This window comes from Streptomyces coelicoflavus, assembly GCF_045041415.1.
Classification (GTDB): Bacteria; Actinomycetota; Actinomycetes; order Streptomycetales; family Streptomycetaceae; genus Streptomyces; species Streptomyces coelicoflavus.
Genome location: NZ_CP108218.1, coordinates 7254444 through 7274782, shown reverse-complemented (window position 1 = coordinate 7274782; position 20339 = coordinate 7254444). Strand labels below are relative to the sequence as shown.

The 20339-nt window shown below is 72.9% G+C and carries 17 protein-coding genes; 9 read left to right on the top strand and 8 right to left on the bottom strand.

Annotated features, from left to right (window positions below; genetic code table 11):
• Window positions 1-7: 7 nt before the first annotated feature.
• Window positions 8-2278, bottom strand: coding sequence for an alpha-xylosidase (gene yicI, locus OHA99_RS32755; RefSeq protein WP_282879794.1), 2271 nt, complete (start codon window positions 2276-2278; stop codon window positions 8-10).
• Between the two features lie 285 nt (window positions 2279-2563).
• Between yicI and OHA99_RS32750 the strand changes: the two genes are divergently transcribed.
• From OHA99_RS32750 to OHA99_RS32725, 6 genes are all read left to right on the top strand, one after another.
• Window positions 2564-3850 carry an ABC transporter substrate-binding protein gene (locus OHA99_RS32750; RefSeq protein WP_381588370.1) on the top strand — a complete coding sequence of 429 codons (1287 nt, stop codon included), beginning with the start codon at window positions 2564-2566 and terminating at the stop codon, window positions 3848-3850.
• A 23-nt stretch (window positions 3851-3873) separates the two neighbouring features.
• A complete protein-coding gene (locus OHA99_RS32745) occupies window positions 3874-4827 on the top strand; it encodes a carbohydrate ABC transporter permease (RefSeq protein WP_165687434.1) in 954 nt (317 codons plus the stop codon).
• A 5-nt stretch (window positions 4828-4832) separates the two neighbouring features.
• Window positions 4833-5660 carry a carbohydrate ABC transporter permease gene (locus tag OHA99_RS32740; protein WP_153181057.1) on the top strand — a complete coding sequence of 276 codons (828 nt, stop codon included), beginning with the start codon at window positions 4833-4835 and terminating at the stop codon, window positions 5658-5660.
• A gap of 31 nt (window positions 5661-5691) precedes the next feature.
• Complete coding sequence (locus OHA99_RS32735; RefSeq protein WP_405698519.1) at window positions 5692-7071, top strand: GH1 family beta-glucosidase; 1380 nt, start codon at window positions 5692-5694, stop codon at window positions 7069-7071.
• Between the two features lie 166 nt (window positions 7072-7237).
• Window positions 7238-8422 (top strand): MFS transporter, encoded by a 1185-nt coding sequence (locus tag OHA99_RS32730; RefSeq protein ID WP_405698518.1) that lies wholly within the window; start codon window positions 7238-7240, stop codon window positions 8420-8422.
• Window positions 8423-8468: 46 nt separating this feature from the next.
• The gene (locus tag OHA99_RS32725) at window positions 8469-8753 is read left to right on the top strand and encodes a DUF6332 family protein (protein WP_165686723.1); all 285 of its coding nucleotides are present in this window, start codon (window positions 8469-8471) and stop codon (window positions 8751-8753) included.
• Here the strand turns inward: OHA99_RS32725 and OHA99_RS32720 are convergent.
• The 3 genes from OHA99_RS32720 to OHA99_RS32710 form a co-directional block, all read right to left on the bottom strand.
• On the bottom strand, window positions 8714-9379 hold the full coding sequence (locus tag OHA99_RS32720) for a response regulator transcription factor (protein WP_366472828.1): 666 nt from the start codon (window positions 9377-9379) through the stop codon (window positions 8714-8716). The genes OHA99_RS32725 and OHA99_RS32720 overlap by 40 nt on opposite strands.
• Entirely contained in the window at window positions 9376-10713 is a 1338-nt protein-coding gene (locus tag OHA99_RS32715) for a sensor histidine kinase (RefSeq protein ID WP_366472827.1), read from the bottom strand. The genes OHA99_RS32720 and OHA99_RS32715 overlap by 4 nt, the downstream gene beginning before the upstream one ends.
• A gap of 96 nt (window positions 10714-10809) precedes the next feature.
• Entirely contained in the window at window positions 10810-12096 is a 1287-nt protein-coding gene (locus tag OHA99_RS32710; RefSeq protein ID WP_153181051.1) for a geranylgeranyl reductase family protein, read from the bottom strand.
• A 144-nt stretch (window positions 12097-12240) separates the two neighbouring features.
• Here OHA99_RS32710 and OHA99_RS32705 point away from each other — a divergent pair, with 144 nt between their 5' ends.
• A complete protein-coding gene (locus OHA99_RS32705; protein WP_405698517.1) occupies window positions 12241-13596 on the top strand; it encodes a dipeptidase in 1356 nt (451 codons plus the stop codon).
• Window positions 13597-13727: 131 nt separating this feature from the next.
• Here OHA99_RS32705 and OHA99_RS32700 read toward each other — a convergent pair whose 3' ends face one another.
• The 3 genes from OHA99_RS32700 to OHA99_RS32690 form a co-directional block, all read right to left on the bottom strand.
• The gene (locus tag OHA99_RS32700; RefSeq protein ID WP_381571367.1) at window positions 13728-14771 is read right to left on the bottom strand and encodes an NUDIX domain-containing protein; all 1044 of its coding nucleotides are present in this window, start codon (window positions 14769-14771) and stop codon (window positions 13728-13730) included.
• A 167-nt stretch (window positions 14772-14938) separates the two neighbouring features.
• The gene (locus OHA99_RS32695) at window positions 14939-15133 is read right to left on the bottom strand and encodes a hypothetical protein (protein ID WP_153181048.1); all 195 of its coding nucleotides are present in this window, start codon (window positions 15131-15133) and stop codon (window positions 14939-14941) included.
• 721 nt (window positions 15134-15854) lie between these two features.
• Window positions 15855-16811: an ROK family protein gene (locus OHA99_RS32690; protein ID WP_164385697.1), complete on the bottom strand. Its 957-nt coding sequence runs from the start codon at window positions 16809-16811 to the stop codon at window positions 15855-15857.
• A gap of 214 nt (window positions 16812-17025) precedes the next feature.
• On the opposite strand from OHA99_RS32690, the gene OHA99_RS32685 reads away from it, so the two are divergent.
• Window positions 17026-18102: a LacI family DNA-binding transcriptional regulator gene (locus OHA99_RS32685; RefSeq protein WP_164385696.1), complete on the top strand. Its 1077-nt coding sequence runs from the start codon at window positions 17026-17028 to the stop codon at window positions 18100-18102.
• A gap of 39 nt (window positions 18103-18141) precedes the next feature.
• A complete protein-coding gene (locus OHA99_RS32680) occupies window positions 18142-19014 on the top strand; it encodes a hypothetical protein (RefSeq protein ID WP_405698516.1) in 873 nt (290 codons plus the stop codon).
• On the opposite strand, the gene OHA99_RS32675 is transcribed toward OHA99_RS32680, so the two are convergent.
• Window positions 18995-20293 (bottom strand): DUF6986 family protein, encoded by a 1299-nt coding sequence (locus OHA99_RS32675; protein WP_153181046.1) that lies wholly within the window; start codon window positions 20291-20293, stop codon window positions 18995-18997. The genes OHA99_RS32680 and OHA99_RS32675 overlap by 20 nt on opposite strands.
• Between the last annotated feature and the right edge of the window lie 46 nt (window positions 20294-20339).

Below are 20339 nucleotides of genomic sequence, written 5' to 3'. Positions count from 1 at the left end.
GGCGGTCTCACGACAGCGGTACGGTCACCTCCCCTTCGCCCCGCGCGCTCGCGCCGCCCGCGACCCGGACGGTGAAGGGGCGGTCGGTACCGGTCGCGGTGACCCGCAGGACGTCCCCCTCGCGCCGCACTCGGAAGCTCGCGGCCGGTGTGCCCAGCAGGTCGGGCACGCCGGCCTCGGCCGTGTAGCCGGCGTCGGCGGACGGGTGGACGAGCAGGGTCGGGGCGTCCAGCCAGTCGCCGTCGGGGCGGCTGTCGTCGGAGGCCAGCGGCAGGACGGCGCCCTCGCGGACGTACAGCGGCAGGCTGTCGTAGCCGTGCCGTTCGGTGCGCCAGGCCGGGCCGGTGACGCGCTCGCCGGTCAGGAGGTGGGTCCAGGTGCCCTCGGGGAGGTAGACCTCGACCTCGCCGTCCTCGGTGAACACCGGGGCGACCAGGACGTCGGAGCCGAGCATGTACTGACGGTCCAGCGGGCGGCAGGCCGGGTCGTGAGGGTACTCCAGGACCATCGGCCGCATCATGGGCACGCCGGTGCGGTGGGCCTCGGCGGCGACGCCGTACAGGTAGGGCATCAGGCGGTGCTTGAGGAGGGTGAAGCTGCGGGCGACGTCGACGGCCTCCTCGCCGAACTCCCACGGCACCCGGTAGGAGGAGGAGCCGTGCAGCCGGCTGTGCGAGGAGAGCAGGCCGAAGGCGAGCCAGCGCTTGAAGACCGCCGGGTCGGGCGTGCCCTCGAAGCCGCCGATGTCGTGGCTCCAGAAGCCGAAGCCGCTCAGGGACAGGGACAGACCGCCCCGCAGTGACTCGGCCATCGCCTCGAAGGACGACCAGCAGTCGCCGCCCCAGTGGACGGGGTACTGCTGGCCGCCCGCGGTCGCCGAGCGGGCGAAGAGGACGGCCTCGCCCTGCCCGCGCTCCTTCTCCAGGAGTTCGAAGACGGTGCGGTTGAACAGGTGCGTGTAGTAGTTGTGCATGCGCTCCGGGTCGGAGCCGTCGTGCCAGACCACGTCGGTGGGGACGCGCTCGCCGAAGTCGGTCTTGAAGCAGTCCACGCCCTGGTCGAGCAGGGGCTTGAGCTTCCCGGCGTACCAGTCGCGGGCGGCCGGGCTGGTGAAGTCGACCAGGCCCATGCCGGCCTGCCACAGGTCCCACTGCCAGATGTCGCCGTCCGGCCTGCGCACCAGGTGCCCGAGGGCGGCGGCCTCCTCGAACAGTGGGGACTTCTGGGCGATGTAGGGGTTGATCCAGGCACTGACCCTCAGCCCCTTGGCCTTGAGCCGGGCGAGCATGCCGTCCGGGTCGGGGAAGACGTCCGGGTCCCATTCGAAGTCGCACCACTGGTACTCGCGCATCCAGAAGCAGTCGAAGTGGAAGACGGAGAGCGGGATGCCGCGCTCGGCCATGCCGTCCACGAACGACGTCACCGTCCGCTCGTCGTAGGACGTGGTGAAGGACGTGGTGAGCCACAGGCCGAAGGACCAGGCCGGCGGCAGGGCGGGGCGGCCGGTGAGGGCGGTGTAGCGGGTGAGGACGTCCTTGGGGGTGGGCCCGGCGACGACGTAGTACTCCAGCGTCTGGTCCTCGACGCTGAACTGCACCTGGCCGACGGACTCGGAGCCGACCTCGAAGGAGACCGCGCCGGGGTGGTTGACGAAGACGCCGTAGCCGCGCGAGGAGAGGTAGAACGGGACGTTCTTGTAGGCCTGTTCGCTGCTGGTGCCGCCGTCGGCCTGCCACATGTCGACGACCTGGCCGTTCTTGACGAACGGGGTGAAGCGCTCGCCGAGGCCGTAGATCTGCTCCCCGACGCCGAGGGCGAGGCGGCCGAGCATGTGGTGGCCTCCGTCGCCGGTGGTGGCGAAGGCGGTGCCCTTGGCGTCGGCGCGGGTCAGTTCGCGTCCGTCGGCGTCGTGGAAGGTGAGGCCCCAGGGGCCCTCGCGGTCCAGGCGGAGGGTGAGCGCGCCGCTGGTCAGCTCGGTGACGGAGCCGTCCTGGGACACCTCGCCGGCGCCGTCCGCCGCGCCGGTGAGGGCGAAGTCGGGGCCGGGCCGGCGTTTGCCGGCGTGGTGGGTGACGCGGACGCCGATGACGCCCTCGGCGGGAGAGAAGCACTCGACCGTGAGGAGCGGCGCGTTGAGCGTGTCCCCCCTCCGCGTCACCTTCTTCACGGCGGCATGGGCGGTGAAGCGCTTCGATTCGGGACGTACATCGCGTACCTCGGTGGCGTACGAGAGGTGCACGCCCTCGCGGATGAGCCAGAAGCCGTCGGTGAACTTCATGATCTTCCTCGGGTGGGGCTGGAGCTGTCGGATGGGGAGCACGGTGGCCGTCTCACAGCGATGTGATCGTACACAAGTCAAATCCCCGCGCCGAGGTGTTGGCAGCACCAGCACCGCTCTGAGCAGGAACTATTACCTCAGAGAACAACTTCGTCACCGCACGGAGCGGAGAGAGAGGGGCTACTTTGCTCTAGCGCGGAAGCAGGTCCGTGACGTATTAGTCATCACACCAAACAAATCGGTCCGGCGAGGAAGCCGGACGGTACGACAGCAAGGGCCCGCACCATGTCGAAGCGCTTCACCTCGCTCGCCTTGACAGCACACCCTCCGGCTGCCACGCGCCGCGGGCGAGGACGCTCACGCCGAGTCCTCGCCCCGTTCACCGCCGCATCCGTGCTGGTCGCCGGAGCGGCACTGGCCGGCTGCGGACAGCAGCGCGACGCCGGCACGTACACCGTGATGAACTCCTCGACCGACGAGTCGTACCACCGCTGGGACGCGGAGGCGATGGCCCGCTGCGGCAAGGAGCTGGGCGTCACCATCGAGCAGCAGAGCGTCCCGGCGGCGCAGGTGATGACGAAGGCGCTGCGCATGGCCTCGTCCAAGTCGCTGCCGGACATCGTGCAGTTCGACGCGTCCGAGATGCCGACCTTCGCCGACGCGGGCGGCCTCGTCGACCTGAGGACGCTCGGGCTGAGCACCGGGGACATCCCCGACGGCATCGTCGACTTCGGCTCGTACGAGGGCACGTACTACGGCGCGGCCCGCTCCGTGAACACCCTCGCCCTCTTCTACAACAAGGACGTCCTCGACGAGGCGGGCGTCGATGTGCCCACCACCTGGGACGAGTTGCGGCGGACCGCGAAGGAACTCACCGAGGGAAAGCGGTACGGGCTGGCGCTCAGCGCGGGCGGCGCGGAGGACGGCGTCTTCCAGTTCACGCCGTTCATGTGGTCCAACGGCGGCGACGAGACCGACCTGGACGGTCCGAAGGTGGTCGAGGCCCTGGACTACTGGAAGGGCCTGCTGAAGGACCGTTCGCTGTCGAAGTCGACGGTCAACTGGACGCAGGCGGACGTCAACGACCAGTTCATGGCCGGGAACGCGGCGATGATGATCAACGGCCCGTGGCAGGTGGAGACCCTCAACAGCGACAAGTCGCTGCACTGGGGCATCGCGCCGATCCCGGTGCCGGAGGCCGGTGACGACTCGGTGGGCCCGCTCGGCGGTGCCGTGCTCACCGTGCCCAACACCGGTGACGAGGCCAGGGAGAAGACCGCCGGGAAGATCGTCGCGTGTCTGGCGAGCGAGAAGGAGCAGCTGACCTACGCGCTCAACAGCTGGATGGTCCCGGCCAACGCCAAGGCCGCCGCTGTCTGGCGCGAGAAGGTGCCCGAGCTGGACTCCCTCGCCGACCAGGTGGCCGTCGCCCGGTCCCGGACGGCGAAGCTCGGCGCCGGCTGGTCGAGCGTGTCGCTCGCCCTGCAGAGCGCCTTCCAGTCGGCCCTGACCGGCCAGTCCAGTGAGACCGCCCTGAAGCGCGCCCAGCAGCGGGCCACGAGCGGGAACTGAGGTACGCCCCCATGACCACGCCCATGCCCACGTCCACCGTCTCCGCGCAGGCGCCTGCCAAGGCGTCCACGTCACCTGCCGCGCCGGACCCCGGCCGGATCGCGCGCCGCCGCAGGCTCGCCCAGTGGGGGTTCGTCGCCCCCGCCGTCGTCTTCATGCTGCTGTTCTTCGGCTACCCGCTCGTGCGCAACGTCGTGATGAGCTTCCAGGACTACACGCCGAAGACCTTCTTCACCGGTGAGGCGCCCTTCAACGGCGCCGACAACTGGTCCAACGTGTTCCAGGACGCCCTGTTCGGCAAGGCCCTGTGGCACACCCTCGTGTTCACGGCCGGGTCCCTGCTCGGCCAGTTCTGCATCGGCCTGGCGCTCGCGGTGTTCTTCAGCCGCCGCTTCCCCCTCAACGGGGTGCTGCGCTCGCTGATCCTGCTGCCCTGGCTGGTGCCCATGGTGGTGTCCGGCATCGTCTGGCGGCGCATCCTCGACCAGGACACGGGCGTGCTCAACTCGTTCCTGGACACCCTCGGCATCGGCGGCCACACGCCCTGGCTGACCAGCCCCGAGATGGCCCTGCTGTCGGTGATCCTGGTCAACATCTGGATCGGCATCCCGTTCAACATGGTCATCCTGTACGGCGGTCTCCAGGAGATCCCGAAGGAGCTGCACGAGGCGGCCGCGCTGGACGGCGCCTCGGCCTGGCGGACCTTCCGGTCGGTGACCCTGCCGATGCTCAAGCCCGTCGTCACGGTCGTCCTGGTGCTCGGCTTCATGTCGACGGTGAAGATCCTCGACCTGATCCTCGCGCTCACCGACGGCGGCCCGGCCGACGCCACCCAGACGCTCGGCACGCTGACCTACCAGAACTCGTTCGTCCAGCTGGACTTCGGCGCGGGCGCCGTGGTCGGCAACGTACTCATCCTGATCTCCGCCGTGTTCGCGGTGTTCTACCTGCGGGCCAACCGCACCGAGGGGAAGTGACGTCCATGGCCTCCCACACGCCCACCGCCTCCCGGCGCCGCTGGGGTTCCACCGTCGCCGGCGTTCTCATCCTGTGCGTGATGCTGTTCCCGCTGTACTGGATGCTCAACACCGCGCTCCAGCCCGACTCGGGACTGCTCCAGGTCGACCCGGTGCCGAGCGGCCTGGACCTGTCCGGCTTCTCCAAGGCGGTCAGCGACCAGGGCGGGCACCTGCTGACCTCGCTCGCGGTCTCGCTCGGCGCGGTCGCCATCTGCCTGGCGATCTCGGCACCGGCGGCCTACGGGCTCGCGCGGTTCGGGCTGCGCGGCTCGCGCACCATCGTGTTCGGCACGCTGATCACCCAGATGGTGCCGGGCATCGTCATCGCCAACGCGCTCTACAACTCCTACGTCGACCTGGGTCTGGTCAACTCCTACTTCGGCCTGATGCTGGCGGACGCCTCGCTGGGCATCCCGTTCTCCATCGTGCTGATGCGCTCCTTCATGGTCTCGATCCCGGGCGAGGTGATCGAGGCCGCGCAGATCGACGGAGCCGGACCGGTGCGCACCTTCGTGCGGGTGGTGCTGCCGATGAGCCGCAACTCGCTGATCACGTCGGGGCTGTTCGCGTTCCTGTTCTCGTGGAGCGACTTCATGTTCGCGCTCACCCTGAACACGACCGACGACGTCAAGCCCATCACCCTGGGCATCTACCAGTACATCGGCGCGCACGTCGGCGACTGGGGCTCGGTGATGGCCGCGTCGGTGCTGTCGGCGGTGCCCGCCGCGATCCTCCTCGTCCTCGCCCAGAAGTACATCGCCGCCGGGATCACCGGCGGCTCCGTCAAGTGAACCCCGTACCCATGGAATTGAGCTGTACAGCATGAGCGACTACCCCGGTTTCCCGCCCGGTTTCGTCTTCGGCGCCGCGACCGCCTCGTACCAGATCGAGGGCGCGGCGGCCGAGGACGGACGCGGTCCGTCGATCTGGGACACCTACAGCCGCACCCCCGGTCTGGTCGTGAACGGCGACACGGGTGACGTGGCCTGCGACCACTACCACCGCTACCCCGAGGACGTGGCCCTGCTGCGCGACCTGGGCGTGGACTCGTACCGCTTCTCGATCGCCTGGCCGCGCGTCGTGCCGGCCGGCTCGGGCGCGGTGAACCCGAAGGGTCTGGACTTCTACTCCCGTCTGGTGGACGAACTGCTCGCGGCGGGCATCGAGCCGGCCGCCACCCTCTACCACTGGGACCTGCCGCAGGCACTCGAAGACGTCGGGGGCTGGCGGGTGCGGGACACGGCGGAGCGGTTCGCCGAGTACACGGCGGTGGTCGCCGAGCACCTGGGCGACCGGGTGCCGCGCTGGATCACCCTCAACGAGCCGTGGTGCAGCTCCTTCCTCGGCTACTCCATCGGCCGGCACGCGCCCGGCGCGAAGGAGGGCCGGGGCGCGCTCGCCGCCGCCCACCACCTGCTGGTCGGCCACGGGCTGGCCGTGCAGGCGCTGCGCGCGGCCGGGGTCCGCGAGGTCGGCATCACGCTCAACCTCGACCGCAACCTGCCCGCCACCGACTCCCCCGCCGACCTGGCGGCGGTGGTCCGCGCGGACACCCAGCACAACCTGGTGTGGACCGAGCCGATCCTCGCGGGCCGCTACCCGGCCACCGAGGAGGAGACCTGGGGCGAGCTGATCACCGGGGAGGACTTCCGGCGGGAGGGCGACCTGGAGCTGATCTCCCAGCCGCTGGACTTCCTCGGCGTCAACTACTACCGGCCGATCGTGGTCGCCGACGCCCCGCACCGCGAGAGCGACCCGGCGCGGCGCGTGGCCACGGACAACCGGTACGAGGAGGTACGGCACCCCGGCGTGCGGCACACGGCGATGGACTGGCCGGTCGTGCCGGCCAGCTTCACCGACCTGCTCGTCGCCCTGAAGGAGCGGTACGGCGACGCGCTGCCGCCCGTGCACATCACGGAGAACGGCTCGGCGGAGGACGACGCGGCCGCCGCCGACGGCACGGTGCACGACACCGACCGGGTCGCCTACCTGCGCGACCACCTCACCGCGCTGCGGGCGGCGATCGACGCCGGCGTGGACGTGCGCGGGTACTACGTGTGGTCGCTGCTGGACAACTTCGAGTGGGCGTACGGCTACGACAAGCGCTTCGGCATCGTGCGGGTCGACTACGACACGCAGGAGCGCACGCCGAAGGACAGCTACCGCTGGTACCGGGAGCTGATCGCCGCGCACCGCGGCTGACGGAGTGGGGGGCGGGACCACGGGTGCCGAGGGTCGCCGGGCGGCTGCCCTCGGCATCGGCGCGCGGTGGGGCGGGGCGGGTCGGGAAAGCAGTCTTGCCCGTCTGCGCCCCCGCCTCTAGCCTGACTTTGTGCCGCAAATAAACAAAGCCCGATCGCACAGCGCCGTGCCGGGCACCCGCGACGACCTCACCCGTCTCCGTACCGCTCTGACCGCCTTCTTCGCCCTCGACGGCTTCGTCTTCGCCGGCTGGGTGGTCCGCATCCCCGCCATCAAGGAGCAGACCGGCGCCTCCGCCAGCGCCCTGGGGCTCGCCCTGCTCGGTGTCTCGGCGGGTGCCGTCGTCACCATGACGCTCACCGGACGGCTGGTCCGCCGCTACGGCAGCCATCCCGTCACCGTCGCCTGCGCGGTCCTGCTCTGCCTCAGCATCGCGCTGCCCCCGCTCACCCACTCGGCGCTCGCCCTCGGCGCCGTGCTCCTGGTGTTCGGGAGCGCGTACGGCGGGATCAACGTCGCCTTCAACAGTGCCGCCGTCGATCTGGTGGCCGTACTGGGGCGCCCGATCATGCCCAGCTTCCACGCGGCGTTCAGCCTCGGCGGCATGGTCGGCGCGGGGCTGGGCGGTCTGGTCGCCGGGTCGTTGTCGCCGACGCGGCATCTGCTCTCGCTCACCGTGACCGGTCTGCTGGTCACCCTGGTCGCGGGCCGCGCCCTGCTGCGCTGCGAGCCCGCCGTGCCGCCGGACCGCGCCGCCGAGGAGGCCCCCGAGCGGGACGGTGCCGCGCACCGCCGCGACCGCCGCACCCGCCGCCTCGTCATCACCTTCGGTCTGATCGCCCTGTGCACGGCGTACGGCGAGGGCGCCATGGCCGACTGGGGCGCCCTGCACCTGAAGCAGGACCTGGACGCCTCGCCGGGCCTGGCGGCCGCGGGGTACTCGTGCTTCGCCCTCGCCATGACCGTCGGCCGGCTGACCGGGACGACGCTGCTTGAGCGGCTGGGCCGGACGGTCACGGTCGTGGTCGGCGGCAGCACCGCCGTGGCCGGCATGCTGCTCGGCTCGCTCGCCCCGTCCGTGTGGGCGGCGCTGTTCGGCTTCGCGATCACCGGCCTCGGTCTCGCCAACATCTTCCCGGTCGCGGTCGAGCGGGCCGGCGCGCTGGGCGGCCCGAGCGGTGTCGCGACCGCGTCCACGCTGGGCTACGGCGGCATGCTGCTGGGCCCGCCCGCGATCGGTTTCATGGCCGACTGGTTCTCCCTCCCGGCCGCGCTCACCAGCGTGGCGGCGCTCGCGGCGGTCGCGGTGCTGGTCGCGGTGGCGACACGACGCGCGGGGGTGGCCGGCTGAGGCGGGTCTCCCCGGAACACCCGCCCGCTCTGGGAGACTTCACGACGTGGACACCAACGGGGGACGGCGCTCGCAGCGCGAGCGGGACGCCATCACGGTCGAGATCGGCTACGCCCTGTGCAGCGCCGCGTTCGCGGCTGCCGTGCTGTTCGGGGCGGTGGCGGGACCGGCGTATCTCTTCGGCCTGGCGGGCGGACCGCGCGCCGCGCTCGTCGGGTCCGGGGCGGCGTCGGCCGTGGTGGTGTTCCTCGTCCGGGTGGTGAGCGTGCTGGTCCGGTTCGCGCGGGGTGGTCAGCCGAGCCAGCCCGGCCGCACCAGCCCGGACTCGTAGGCGAGGACCACCAGTTGGGCCCGGTCGCGGGCGCCGAGCTTCACCATGGTGCGGCTGACGTGGGTCTTGGCGGTCAGCGGGCTGACGACGAGTCGCCGGGCGATCTCCTCGTTGGACAGTCCGATGCCGACCAGCGCCATCACCTCGCGCTCCCGCTCGGTGAGCCGGGCCATCTCGTCGGCCGCCGCGGGCTCCTTGGAGCGGGCCGCGAACTCGGCGATCAGCCGGCGCGTCACCCCCGGCGACAGCAGCGCGTCGCCGTCCACCACCGCACGGACGGCGCGCAGGAGTTCCTCGGGTTCGGTGTCCTTGACCAGGAATCCGGAGGCGCCGGAGCGGATCGCCTCGAAGACGTACTCGTCGAGTTCGAAGGTGGTGAGCATGACCACCTTCACGTCCTGGAGCCCGGCGTCGCCGGTGATCTCGCGGGTCGCGGCGAGGCCGTCCCGCAGGGGCATGCGGATGTCCATGAGGACGACGTCGGGCCGCAGTTCGCGGATCGAGCGCACCGCCTCCTCGCCGTCGGCGGCCTCCGCGACCACCTCGATGTCCGACTGCGCGTCCAGCAGCGCCCGGAACCCCGCCCGGACCAGCGACTGGTCGTCGGCGAGCAGTACGCGGATCACCGGTCGTCCCCCTTCACCTGCGGCGTGTGCTTCATGTGCGCCGTGTCCTCACGTGCGCCGGTTCCTTCCGCGTGCGCCGTGACCTCACGTGCGCCGGTTCCTTCCGCGTGCGCCGTGACCTTCACGTCGGTCGGCAGGGCCGCCAGCACCCGGAAGCCGCCGTCGGGACGCGGGCCCGCCTCGATGGTGCCACCGAGGGCCGCCGCGCGCTCCCGCATCCCGGCCAGCCCGTTGCCGCTGCCGCCCGCCTCGGCGCCCGTCGCGGGGCCGTCGTCGTCGACGCGCAGCCGCAGTGTGCGCCCGTCCCGCTCCAGGCGGACCCGCGCGTGCCGCGAACCCGAGTGCCGCACGACGTTGGTGAGTGCCTCCTGCACGATGCGGAACGCGGCGAGATCGGTGCCGGGCGACAGGCGCGGCGGCTTCCCCGACACCTCGACGGTGAGGCCGGCGCTCGCCGCCTGCTCGACCAGTTCGGGGAGCCGGTCGAGGCCGGGGGCCGGAGCGCGCGGCGCGTCCCCGGGGGTGCGCAGGGTGTCGAGCACCTGCCGCACCTCGCCGAGCGCCTCCTTGCTCTGGTCCTTGATGGTGGTGAGCGCGGATCGGGCCTGCTCCGGGTCGGTGTCCAGGAGGGCCAGTCCGACGCCGGCCTGCACGTTGATGACGGAGATGCTGTGCGCGAGTACGTCGTGCAGCTCGCGGGCGATCCGCAGCCGCTCCTCGTCGGCACGCCGGCGTGCCGCCTGGGCCCGCTCGGCCCGTTCCCGGGCCCACTGCTCGCGGCGGGCCCGGGCCAGCTCCGACAGTGCGGCGACGGCCACCACCCAGGTGGCGATCACGAGTTCCTGCCCCCAGGACGCGGCCTCGTCCCCGGACGGCGGCAGCCACCGGTAGAGCCAGTGCGCCAGCAGGGCGTGTCCGGCCCACAGCGTCCCCATCGCCGCCCACGCGGCCTTGCGGTGCCCGGCGACGACGGCGCTGAAGCAGGCCACCGCGACGGCCACGAACACCGGGCCGTACGGATATCCGGCGCCCAGGTAGACCAGGGTGGTGACCGCCGTGCCGAAGACGACCGCCACCGGGTACCGCCGCCGCCACAGCAGGGCGGCGCCCGTCACGAACAGCAGCACGCGCGCGAAGGGGTCCAGGGCGTCCCGCTCTCCGGCCTGGGCGTGGGCGGCGAAGTTGGAGCCGAACAGCACGAACGCCGTGACGAGCACCGTGGAGCGCCAGGGCCACCGGGGGCGGCGCTCCTCGTCGCCCCGCCGGTCCCACCACGCGGGCCCGTGCCGCCACCACCGCGGTGCCCGGCCCCCGGGCTCCTGCTGTCCGTCCATGCCCGCCACGCTAGACGCCGGGCACGTCGGGCGGCGTCACCCGCGCGTGGTGACCACGCCTACTCCCGGCGAAGTACGCCCTTCGCGGGCGAGGGGTCAGGGGCCGGTCGTCTCCCCCGCCGCCGGCTCGGACGGAGCGGACGACGCGGGCGGGTCGGACGGTGCGGCCGGCTCGGCACGCCGGTCCATCGCCGCCAGTGCCCGCTGCGCCAGCGGATGGCCGCGGACCAGCTCGCCCAGCGAGGTCGAGCCCTGCGTGATGTCCTTGAACGCCTTCCACGCCGGACGGAACCCGGTCAGGGCCGCGTGGAACAGTCCGGGCCGGCGCTCGAACACCGTCAGCATCCGCTTGCCGACGCTCATCTCCACGCCGAGCCCCGCCTTGATGGCGAAGGCGTAGTTCAGGGCCTGCTTGCGCGCGTCCACGGCGTCGTGCGCCTCGGAGACGCGGACCGCCCACTCCCCCGCGAGCCGGCCGGAGCGCAGCGCGAAGGAGATGCCCTCGCGGGTCCACGGCTCCAGCAGCCCGGCCGCGTCTCCGCACACCAGGACGCGGCCGCGCGACAGCGGCGAGTCGTCCGCGCGGCAACGTGTCAGATGACCGGAGGAGATGCTCGGTTCGAAACCGGCCAGCCCGAGCCGGGCCACGAAGTCCTCCAGGTACCGCTTGGTCGCCGCGCCCTCGCCGCGCGCCGAGATGACCCCGACGGTCAGCGTGTCGCCCTTGGGGAAGACCCAGCCGTAACTGCCGGGGATCGGGCCCCAGTCGATGAGCACCCGGCCCTTCCAGTCCTCGGCGACCGTCTCGGGCACCGGGATCTCCGCCTCCAGGCCGAGGTCGACCTGGTCCAGCTTCACCCCGACGTGGGCGCCTATCCGGCTGGCGCTGCCGTCCGCGCCGACGACGGCCCGTGCCAGGACCGTCTCGCCGCCCTGGAGGACGACGGCGACCGTGCGCCGGTCCGGCACCGCCGACCCGTGCTGCTCCACCCGGGTCACGGTGGCCCCGGTGCGCAGCTCGGCGCCCGCCTTCTGGGCGTGCTCGACGAGCTGAAGGTCGAACTCCGGCCGGTTGATCAGCCCGAACAGCATCTGCCGGGAGCGCCGGGTCCGGGTGAAGCGCCCGTTGTTCGAGAAGGTCACCGCGTGCACCCGGTCCTGGAAGGGCAGCTCGAAGCCGGGCGGGAGGGTGTCGCGCGAGGGGCCGATGATGCCGCCGCCGCACGTTTTGTAGCGGGGCAGCTCGGCCTTCTCCAGCAACAGCACGCGCCGCCCCGCGACCGCCGCCGCGTAGGCGGCCGAGGCCCCCGCCGGTCCCGCGCCCACCACGACCACGTCCCAGACCTGACGCGTGTCGTCCGCCGAAGAGTTCTCGCTGCTCACGATGGTCTACTGCTCCGATCAAACCGCCTGCCGCACCTGACCCCCGCATCCTACGGCGGGCATCGCCGCAGGCCACTGTGGGAGGATCGGCCCATCATTCCAAGTACTCCTTGGTACAACGTCGCACCCACAAGGAGCGTGCCCATGTCGCCGAATCCGGTCGCCGAGACCGTCGCTTCGCTGATGCCCCGCGCGAAGGAGGAACTCGCCGCGCTGGTGGCCTTCAAGTCGGTGGCCGACTTCGACCAGTTCCCGCGCAGTGAGAGCGAGGGCGCCGCCGAGTGGATAGCGACGGCCCTGCGCGCCGAGGGCTTCCAGGACGTGGCCCTGCTGGACACCCCCGACGGCACGCAGTCGGTGTACGGGTACCTGCCCGGCCCCGAGGGCGCGAAGACCGTGCTGCTCTACGCCCACTACGACGTGCAGCCGCCGCTGGACGAGGCCGGGTGGGTCACTCCCCCGTTCGAGCTGACCGAGCGCGACGGCCGCTGGTACGGGCGTGGCGCCGCGGACTGCAAGGGCGGTGTGCTCATGCACCTGCTGGCGCTGCGCGCGCTCAAGGCGAACGGCGGCGTGCCGGTGCACGTCAAGGTCATCGCCGAGGGTTCGGAGGAGCAGGGCACGGGCGGCCTCGAGCGGTACGCGGAGGCGCACCCCGAGCTGCTGGCCGCGGACACCATCGTCATCGGCGACGCGGGCAACTTCCGCGTCGGACTGCCGACGGTCACCTCCACGCTGCGCGGCATGACGCTGCTGCGGGTGAAGGTCGACACGCTCGAAGGCAACCTGCACTCCGGGCAGTTCGGCGGTGCGGCGCCCGACGCGCTGGCCGCCCTGATCCGCGTACTGGACTCGCTGCGCGCCGAGGACGGCTCGACGACCGTCGACGGCCTCGCGGCGGACAGCGAGTGGGAGGGTCTCGCCTACGACGAGGAGCAGTTCCGCCGGGACGCGCGCGTGCTGGACGGCGTGGAGCTGATCGGTTCCGGTTCGGTCGCCGACCGCATCTGGGCGCGGCCGGCCGTCACGGTGCTCGGCATCGACTGCCCGCCGGTCGTCGGCGCCACCCCGTCGGTGCAGGCGGGCGCGCGGGCGCTGGTGAGCCTGCGCGTGCCGCCGGGCGTGGACGCGGCCGAGGCCACCAAGCTGCTCCAGGCCCACCTGGAGGCGCGGACGCCGTGGGGCGCCCGGGTCGCCGTCGAGCAGATCGGCCAGGGCCAGGCGTTCCGTGCCGACACCACCAGCCCGGCGTACCAGGCCATGGCCGACGCGATGGCGGTGGCGTACCCCGGCGAGGAGATGCAGTACGCCGGCCAGGGCGGCTCGATCCCGCTGTGCAACACGCTGGCGGCCCTCTACCCGGACGCGGAGATCCTGCTGATCGGGCTGAGCGAGCCGGAGGCGCAGATCCACGCGGTGAACGAGAGCGTCTCCCCCCAGGAGCTGGAGCGGCTGTCGGTGGCGGAGGCGCACTTCCTGCTCAATTACGCGGCGGGCTGAGCCGGATCGCGTTTCGGGTTCCGCCGTCGGCACAGGGGTCTCGCCACCCGGCGGGGCCCTGCCTACGGTCGTCCCGTGGATGTCGTCGAGCTCCTCCCGCACCTGCGCCTGTCGCGTGTCCCCGGGCGGTCTCAGCCGACCGGCGAGCCCGCCTCCAGATAGTGGGCGGCACCGCGCTCCCGGGCCCGCAGCGCCCAGCGCAGCCGCTCGTAGCGGACCGGGGGCAGCAGGGCGGCGGCCTCGTCCTCGGTGGCGAAGCGCCAGGCGCGCAGCTCGGAGCCGGGCAGCAGGACCCGGTCGGCGTCCGCGGAGTCGAGCTGTCCGCCGTCGAACAGCAGCCGCAGGCCGCCGTGGGCGGGGGGTGCGGGTGGTTCCCAGTCCACGACCAGCAGGGCCGGTACGTCGTCGAGGCTGAGCCCGGTCTCCTCGGCGACCTCGCGCATGCCGGCCCGGGCCGGCGCCTCGCCGGGTTCCACGACGCCGCCGGGGAACTCCCAGCCGGGTTTGTAGGTGGGGTCGACGAGCAGGACCCGGTCCCGGTCGTCGAAGAGCAGGACGCCGGCGGCGACGGTCTCGCCCGTGGGCTCCGGAGTCTGCACGATCTCGCAGGCCGGTGCCTCCCCCGTGCCGACGGCCTCGGCGACCCGGACGGCGGCCTCGTACGGGGTGAGGGCGCCGGTGTCGACGGGATGGGCGTCGGCGGTGAGCCAGGAGGCGAGGGCCGCGCGGTAGGGCTCGATGTGGTCGTAGGACCACTGCCGCACCCGCATCTCGCCGTCCGGCAGGCCCTCGGGTATCTCGCGGCTCGCTATCCGCTCGCGCAGGATCGTTTCAGCCGGAGCCAGCAGGACGTGCCGGACCTCGATCCGGCGGGCGGCGAGACCGCCGAAGATCTCGTCCCGGTACTCCTGGCGCAGCAGGGTCATCGGGACCACGAGCGTCCCGCCGAGGTCGGCCAGCAGCGCGGCCGCCGTGTCGATCACCAGCCGGCGCCAGATCGGCAGGTCCTGGAAGTCGCCCACCTCGGCCAGGCGTTTGGGCGGCAGCAGGTGCGCAAGCGCACCGCCGACGACCTCGGGGTCGAAGAGTGTGCTGTTCGGGATCAGTTCGATCAGTTCCCGTGCGGTGGTGGTCTTCCCCGCACCGAACGCGCCGTTGATCCAGACGACGGTCACAGGTCCCCCTCTTCTGTTGGCCCCCTGTGGCTTGCCCGCTTCACCCTGCCACGGAAACCAGGCCGAGTTGAGGTGCGTGAAAGGGCATATGACAACGGCGCCGACGCCCCTCGGGGGCACCGGCGCCGCGTGGGTCCGGCCGGGCGTGCGGGCCCGGCCGGCGGGTGTCAGCCCCGCTGTCCCAGGGCGTCGTCGTCGAGGGCCAGGCTCTCGGTGGCGACGGTGTCCTGGAGGGTGCTGACGGTGTCGTCGACCCCGAGACCGAGCGGGAGGTCGCTCGGGGCCGCGTGGGACGGGCTGACGGCCGCCACGACGAAGCCGGTGGCGAGGGACGCGAGGGCGAGCATGCTGCGCTTCTTCATGCCCCGTTCAACTACGCCGACGCGCCGGGGTCACGGGCAGAACGGGCAAGCCTCGGAAGCCCCGGTTCCCACCGGCCCCCGGGACCCGGCCCGTGCGACGACCGCAGCCGCCGACCCCGGACGTCCCGCGGCGCTCGTCCCATCCGCCCGTACCCGGACGCCCCGCGGCAGGTCCGTACCGGCTCCCGCGCCCGAACCGGCCCCATGGCCGTGGCACCCGCCGCAGCGGACGAGCGCGACGGCCGTCGCACCCGCTCATCCATGGCATCCAGGTAGCCGACCGACGCGGACACCCACACACGCACGGCAGCCGTCGCACCCGCCGCGCCCAGACCTTCGCGGCACTCGCCGCACCCACCCGTGCTCAGACGTGCGCCGCGGTCGTCGCGCCCTCCCCGAACCCGGACGCCCCGCGGCGGGTCCGTACCGGCTCCCGCGCCCGAACCGGCCCCATGGCCGTGGCACCCGCCGCAGCGGACGAGCGCGACGGCCGTCGCAGCCGCTCATCCATGGCATCCAGGTAGCCGACCGACGCGGACACCCACACACGCACGGCAGCCGTCGCACCCGCCGCGCCCAGACCTTCGCCAAGGCGTCGCCCACTCCCCGAACCCGGGCGCCCCGCGGCGGGTCCGTACCGGCTCCCGCGCCCGAACCGGCGCGGCGGTCGTCGCCCCCTCCGCGCCCAGACGTGCGCGGCACTAGCCGCACCCGCCCGTGCTCAGACGTGCGCCGCGGTCGTCGCGCCCGTCGTCCGCGACAGGGCCGCCGCGGCCGCGCCGACCAGTCCGGCGTCCGTTCCCATCTGGGCGGGGACGACCACCAGGCGCTGGACGAAGGACAGCGTCGCGTAGTCGGTCAGCGCCTTGCGCAGGGGGGCGAAGAGGACGTCCCCCGCCTTGCCCACTCCCCCGCCGACCACGGCGATGTCGATCTCGACGAGGGTCGCGGTCGCGGCGATACCGGCGGCCAGCGCCTGCGCGGCCCGCTCGAAGGACGCGACCGCGACGGGGTCGCCCAGCCGGGCGGCGGCGGCGACCGCGGCGGCGGAGGTGTCGCCGTCGGGGCCGGGCACCCAGCCCCCTTCCAGGGCGCGGCGGGCGATGTTGGGGCCGCTGGCTATGCGCTCCACGCAGCCGCGCGCACCGCACGGGCAGGGGTCGCCGTCCAGGTCGACGCTGATGTGGCCGATGTGGCCGGCGTTGCCGGTCGGCCCCGGGTGCAGCCGGCCGCCCAGCACCAGACCGCCGCCGACGCCGGTCGAGACCACCATGCACAGCGCGTTGTCGTGCCCGCGAGCGGCGCCCTGCCAGTGTTCGGCCGCCGTGATGGCCACCCCGTCGCCGATCAGTTCGACGGGCAGGCCACCGGTGGCCGCCCGGACCCGGCGGACCAGCGGGTAGTCGCGCCAGCCGGGCACGTTCACCGGGCTGACCGTGCCCGCCGAGGCGTCCACGGGGCCCGCGCTGCCGATTCCGACGGCCGTGGCCCGGCCCCACAGCGGCGACGTGGTCAGTTCCGCGAGGACGGCCTCGACGGCCCCCATCACGGTGTCACCGTCCTCCCGGGCGGGCGTCGCACGCTGTGCGCGCGCCTGGATGCGGCCGTGGCCGTCCACCAGTGCGCCGGCGATCTTGGTGCCGCCGATGTCCAGCGCTGCCACTAGGTCGGTGTGCATCAGAGTCGGATCTCCCCGTCGGACCGAAAGCGAAAAAGCCGTACAACACGAGCGCGCGGCAACCGGCCCCGTGGTGGGGACGAGGGCCGGAGAGTGCGATGGACAGTGTCTCCCGCATCTGACAACGTTGTCCAGGCTCTATGCTCGACGCCACATCCTCATACAAGCCCATGACCGACACATCCCCCCGGACAGCAGGAGCCGACGCAATCCCGTGGACGACAGGACAGGACACCGCATCGTGCCCGACGTGACCCGCCGCGCAGACCGCCTCCCCGGGAACCGTTACGGCAACCGCCCGACCATGAAGGACGTCGCAGCCCGGGCGGGAGTCGGCCTCAAGACCGTCTCCCGGGTGGTCAACGGAGAGCCCGGTGTCACCCCGGAGACGGAGCGCCGCGTCCAGGAGGCCATCGACGCGCTGGGCTTCCGCCGCAACGACAGCGCGCGGGTGCTCCGCAAGGGCCGCACCGCGAGCATCGGCCTGGTCCTGGAGGATCTGGCCGACCCGTTCTACGGGCCGCTCAGCCGCGCCGTCGAGGAGGTGGCCCGCGCCCACGGCGCCCTGCTGATCAACGGGTCCAGCGCGGAGGACCCGGAGCGCGAGCAGGAGCTGGTGCTCGCCCTGTGCGCGCGGCGCGTGGACGGTCTCGTGGTCATCCCGGCCGGGGACGACCACCGGTATCTGGAGCCCGAGCTGAAGGCGGGCGTCGCCACGGTGTTCGTGGACCGTCCGGCCGGGCAGATCGACGCGGACGTGGTGGTCTCCGACAACTTCGGCGGTGCCCGCGACGGCGTGGCCCACCTCATCGCGCACGGGCACCGCAGGATCGGCTTCATCGGCGACATGCCCCGCATCCACACCGCCGCCGAGCGGCTGCGCGGCTACCGGGCGGCCATGGAGGACGCGGGCATACCGGTCGAGGACGCCTGGATGTCCCTGGGGGTCACCGACCCCGAGCGGGTGCGCCGGGCGGCCGAGGAGATGCTCGCCGACCCGCATCCGGTCACCGCGATCTTCACCGGCAACAACCGGGTGACGGTGACCGTGATCCGGGTCCTGGCCGGACAGACCAGGGACGTCGCCCTGGTCGGCTTCGACGACATCGAGCTGGCCGACCTGCTCCGGCCCGGCGTCACCGTGGTCGCGCAGGACGCCGCCGCCCTCGGCCGCACCGCCGCCGAGCGGCTCTTCCGGCAGCTGGACGGCACCCTGCTCGCCCCCGACCGCATCGAACTGCCGACCAGGCTGGTCACCCGGGGTTCGGGCGAGCTGCCGCCGTCGGACTGAGCGGACCGCGCCGCCCCGGCCGCCGGGAGGAGACCCACCGTGTCGCAATCACCGTCCGAGGACCGCGAGCCCGTGCCGCCGCCCGGCGGCGACCGCACGCTGCGGGCGCTCGGTCTTGACGGTGTGCCGCGCGAGGAACCGCTGCTGTACCCGGGTGCGTGGCCCCGCGAGTCCGGGCTGCTGGACGGGGACCGGCTGCTGCCGCTGGACCGGCCGTCGTGTCAGGAGTGGGAGGACGGGGAGGGCCGGGTGCCGGTGCTGGCGATCGGCTCCAACGCGAGCCCCGCCCAGCTGCGGCACAAGATGGCGGAGTTCGGCGTCGACTCGGCGATCCCGATGGTCAGGTCGCGGGTCACGGGGCTGGACATCGGCGTCTCCGCGCACGTGAGCCGCATGGGCTACGTGTCGGCCTCGCCGGTGGGCGCTCCCGGCGCCGTGCGGGAGCTGTTCGTCCTGTGGCTCGACGCCGGGCAGCTCGCGGTGATCGACGCGAGCGAGGGCGTGCCGATGGCGGGCGGCAACTTCGACCGGGTCTGGCTGCCCGCCCCGGACGTGCGTGTCGAGCCGGGGGACGGCTCGGTACTGCGCGGCGCGTACGCGTACGTCAACCGCCACGGCGTGCTGCACGACGGCACCGGCGCGCCGCGGCGGCATCCGGGCGAGCAGCGGCCCCTGATCACGGAGTTGCTGCACGGGTCGGCCCGGCTGCGGGAGCTGTTCGGGACGACGCCCGAGGAGTTCAGCGCGCGGGCGCGGGCGGACCGGCGGCTGTGCGACCGGGGGACGCGGCTGTTCGCCGAGGAGCAGCGGGTGACGGCGTCCGGCCTGGAGCGGTACGCGGGCTCCGGGCCGGACGATCCCCTCGCCGGGGGCCGGACGCCGTCGGCGGGACCTACTGCGCCGATGCCGTGAGGTCGCCGCGCCGCGGGCCCGAGAAGCCCTCCAGGTCGGCGCGGGTCAGGCCGGTCAGCCGGGCGACCTCGCCGATGTCGAGGGCACCGCAGTCCAGGCCGCGCAGCAGGTAGCCGCTGAGGGCCTTGGCGGTGGCGGGCTCGTCCATCACGTCGCCGCCGGTGCGGTTGGCGTAGCGGGCGAGGCGGGCGGCGGCCTGCTCGAAGCCCTCGCGGTAGAAGGCGAAGACGGCCGCGTACCGGGTGGGGATGTGGCCGGGGTGCATGTCCCAGCCCTGGTAGTAGGCGCGGGCCAGCGCGCGGCGGGTGAGACCGTAGTGCAGCCGCCAGGCCTCGTGGACCTGCGCGGTGGGGCCGACCGGCAGGACGTTGGTGGAGCCGTCGGAGACGCGTACGCCGGTCCCGGCGGCGGCGACCTGCATGACCGCCTTGGCGTGGTCGGCGGCCGGGTGGTCGCTGGCCTGGTGGGCGGCGGAGACGCCGAGGCAGGCGCTGTAGTCGAAGGTGCCGTAGTGCAGGCCGGTGGCGCGGCCCTCGGCGGCCTGGATCATGCGGGCGACGGTGGCGGTGCCGTCGGCGGCGAGGATGGACTGGCTGGTCTCGATCTGGATCTCGAAGCCGATCCGGCCGGGTGTGAGGCCGCGCGCCTCCTCGAAGGCCTCCAGGAGCCGCACCATGGCGGTGACCTGCTCCGGGTAGGTCACCTTGGGCAGGGTGAGGACGAGTCCTTCGGGCAGGCCGCCGGCCTCCAGCAGGCCGCTGAGGAAGACGTCGAGGGTGCGGATGCCCCGGGCGCGCACCGGAGCCTCCATGCACTTCATGCGGATGCCCATGCAGGGGGCGGCCGTGCCCTGCTCGTACGCCTCGGCGATCAGCCGGGCGGCGCGGGCGGCCGCCTCGTCCTCCTCGGCGTCCGTGCGGTTGCCGTAGCCGTCCTCGAAGTCGACGCGCAGGTCCTCGATCGGCTCGCGCTCCAGTTTGGCGCGTACGCGGGTGTACACGGGCTCGGCGAGGTCGTCGGCGAGGCCGAGGACGGCGGCGAAGGAGGCGGCGTCCGGGGCGTGTTCGTCGAGGGCGGCGAGCGCCCGGTCGCCCCAGGAGCGGACGGTGTCGGCGGCGAAGACGTCACCGGGGACGTAGACGGTGTGGACGGGCTGGCGAGTGCCCGGGTCTCCGGGGTAGCGGCGCTCCAGCTCCGCGTCGACCGGTGCGAGGGAGGCACTGATCTCCTCGCCGACGGCGCCCGCGAGGCTCGTTGCCACCTTCTCCTGCTGACCCATTCGACACCCTCCTGATGTTCATTTTTCCGCTGAACGGAATCTGTTA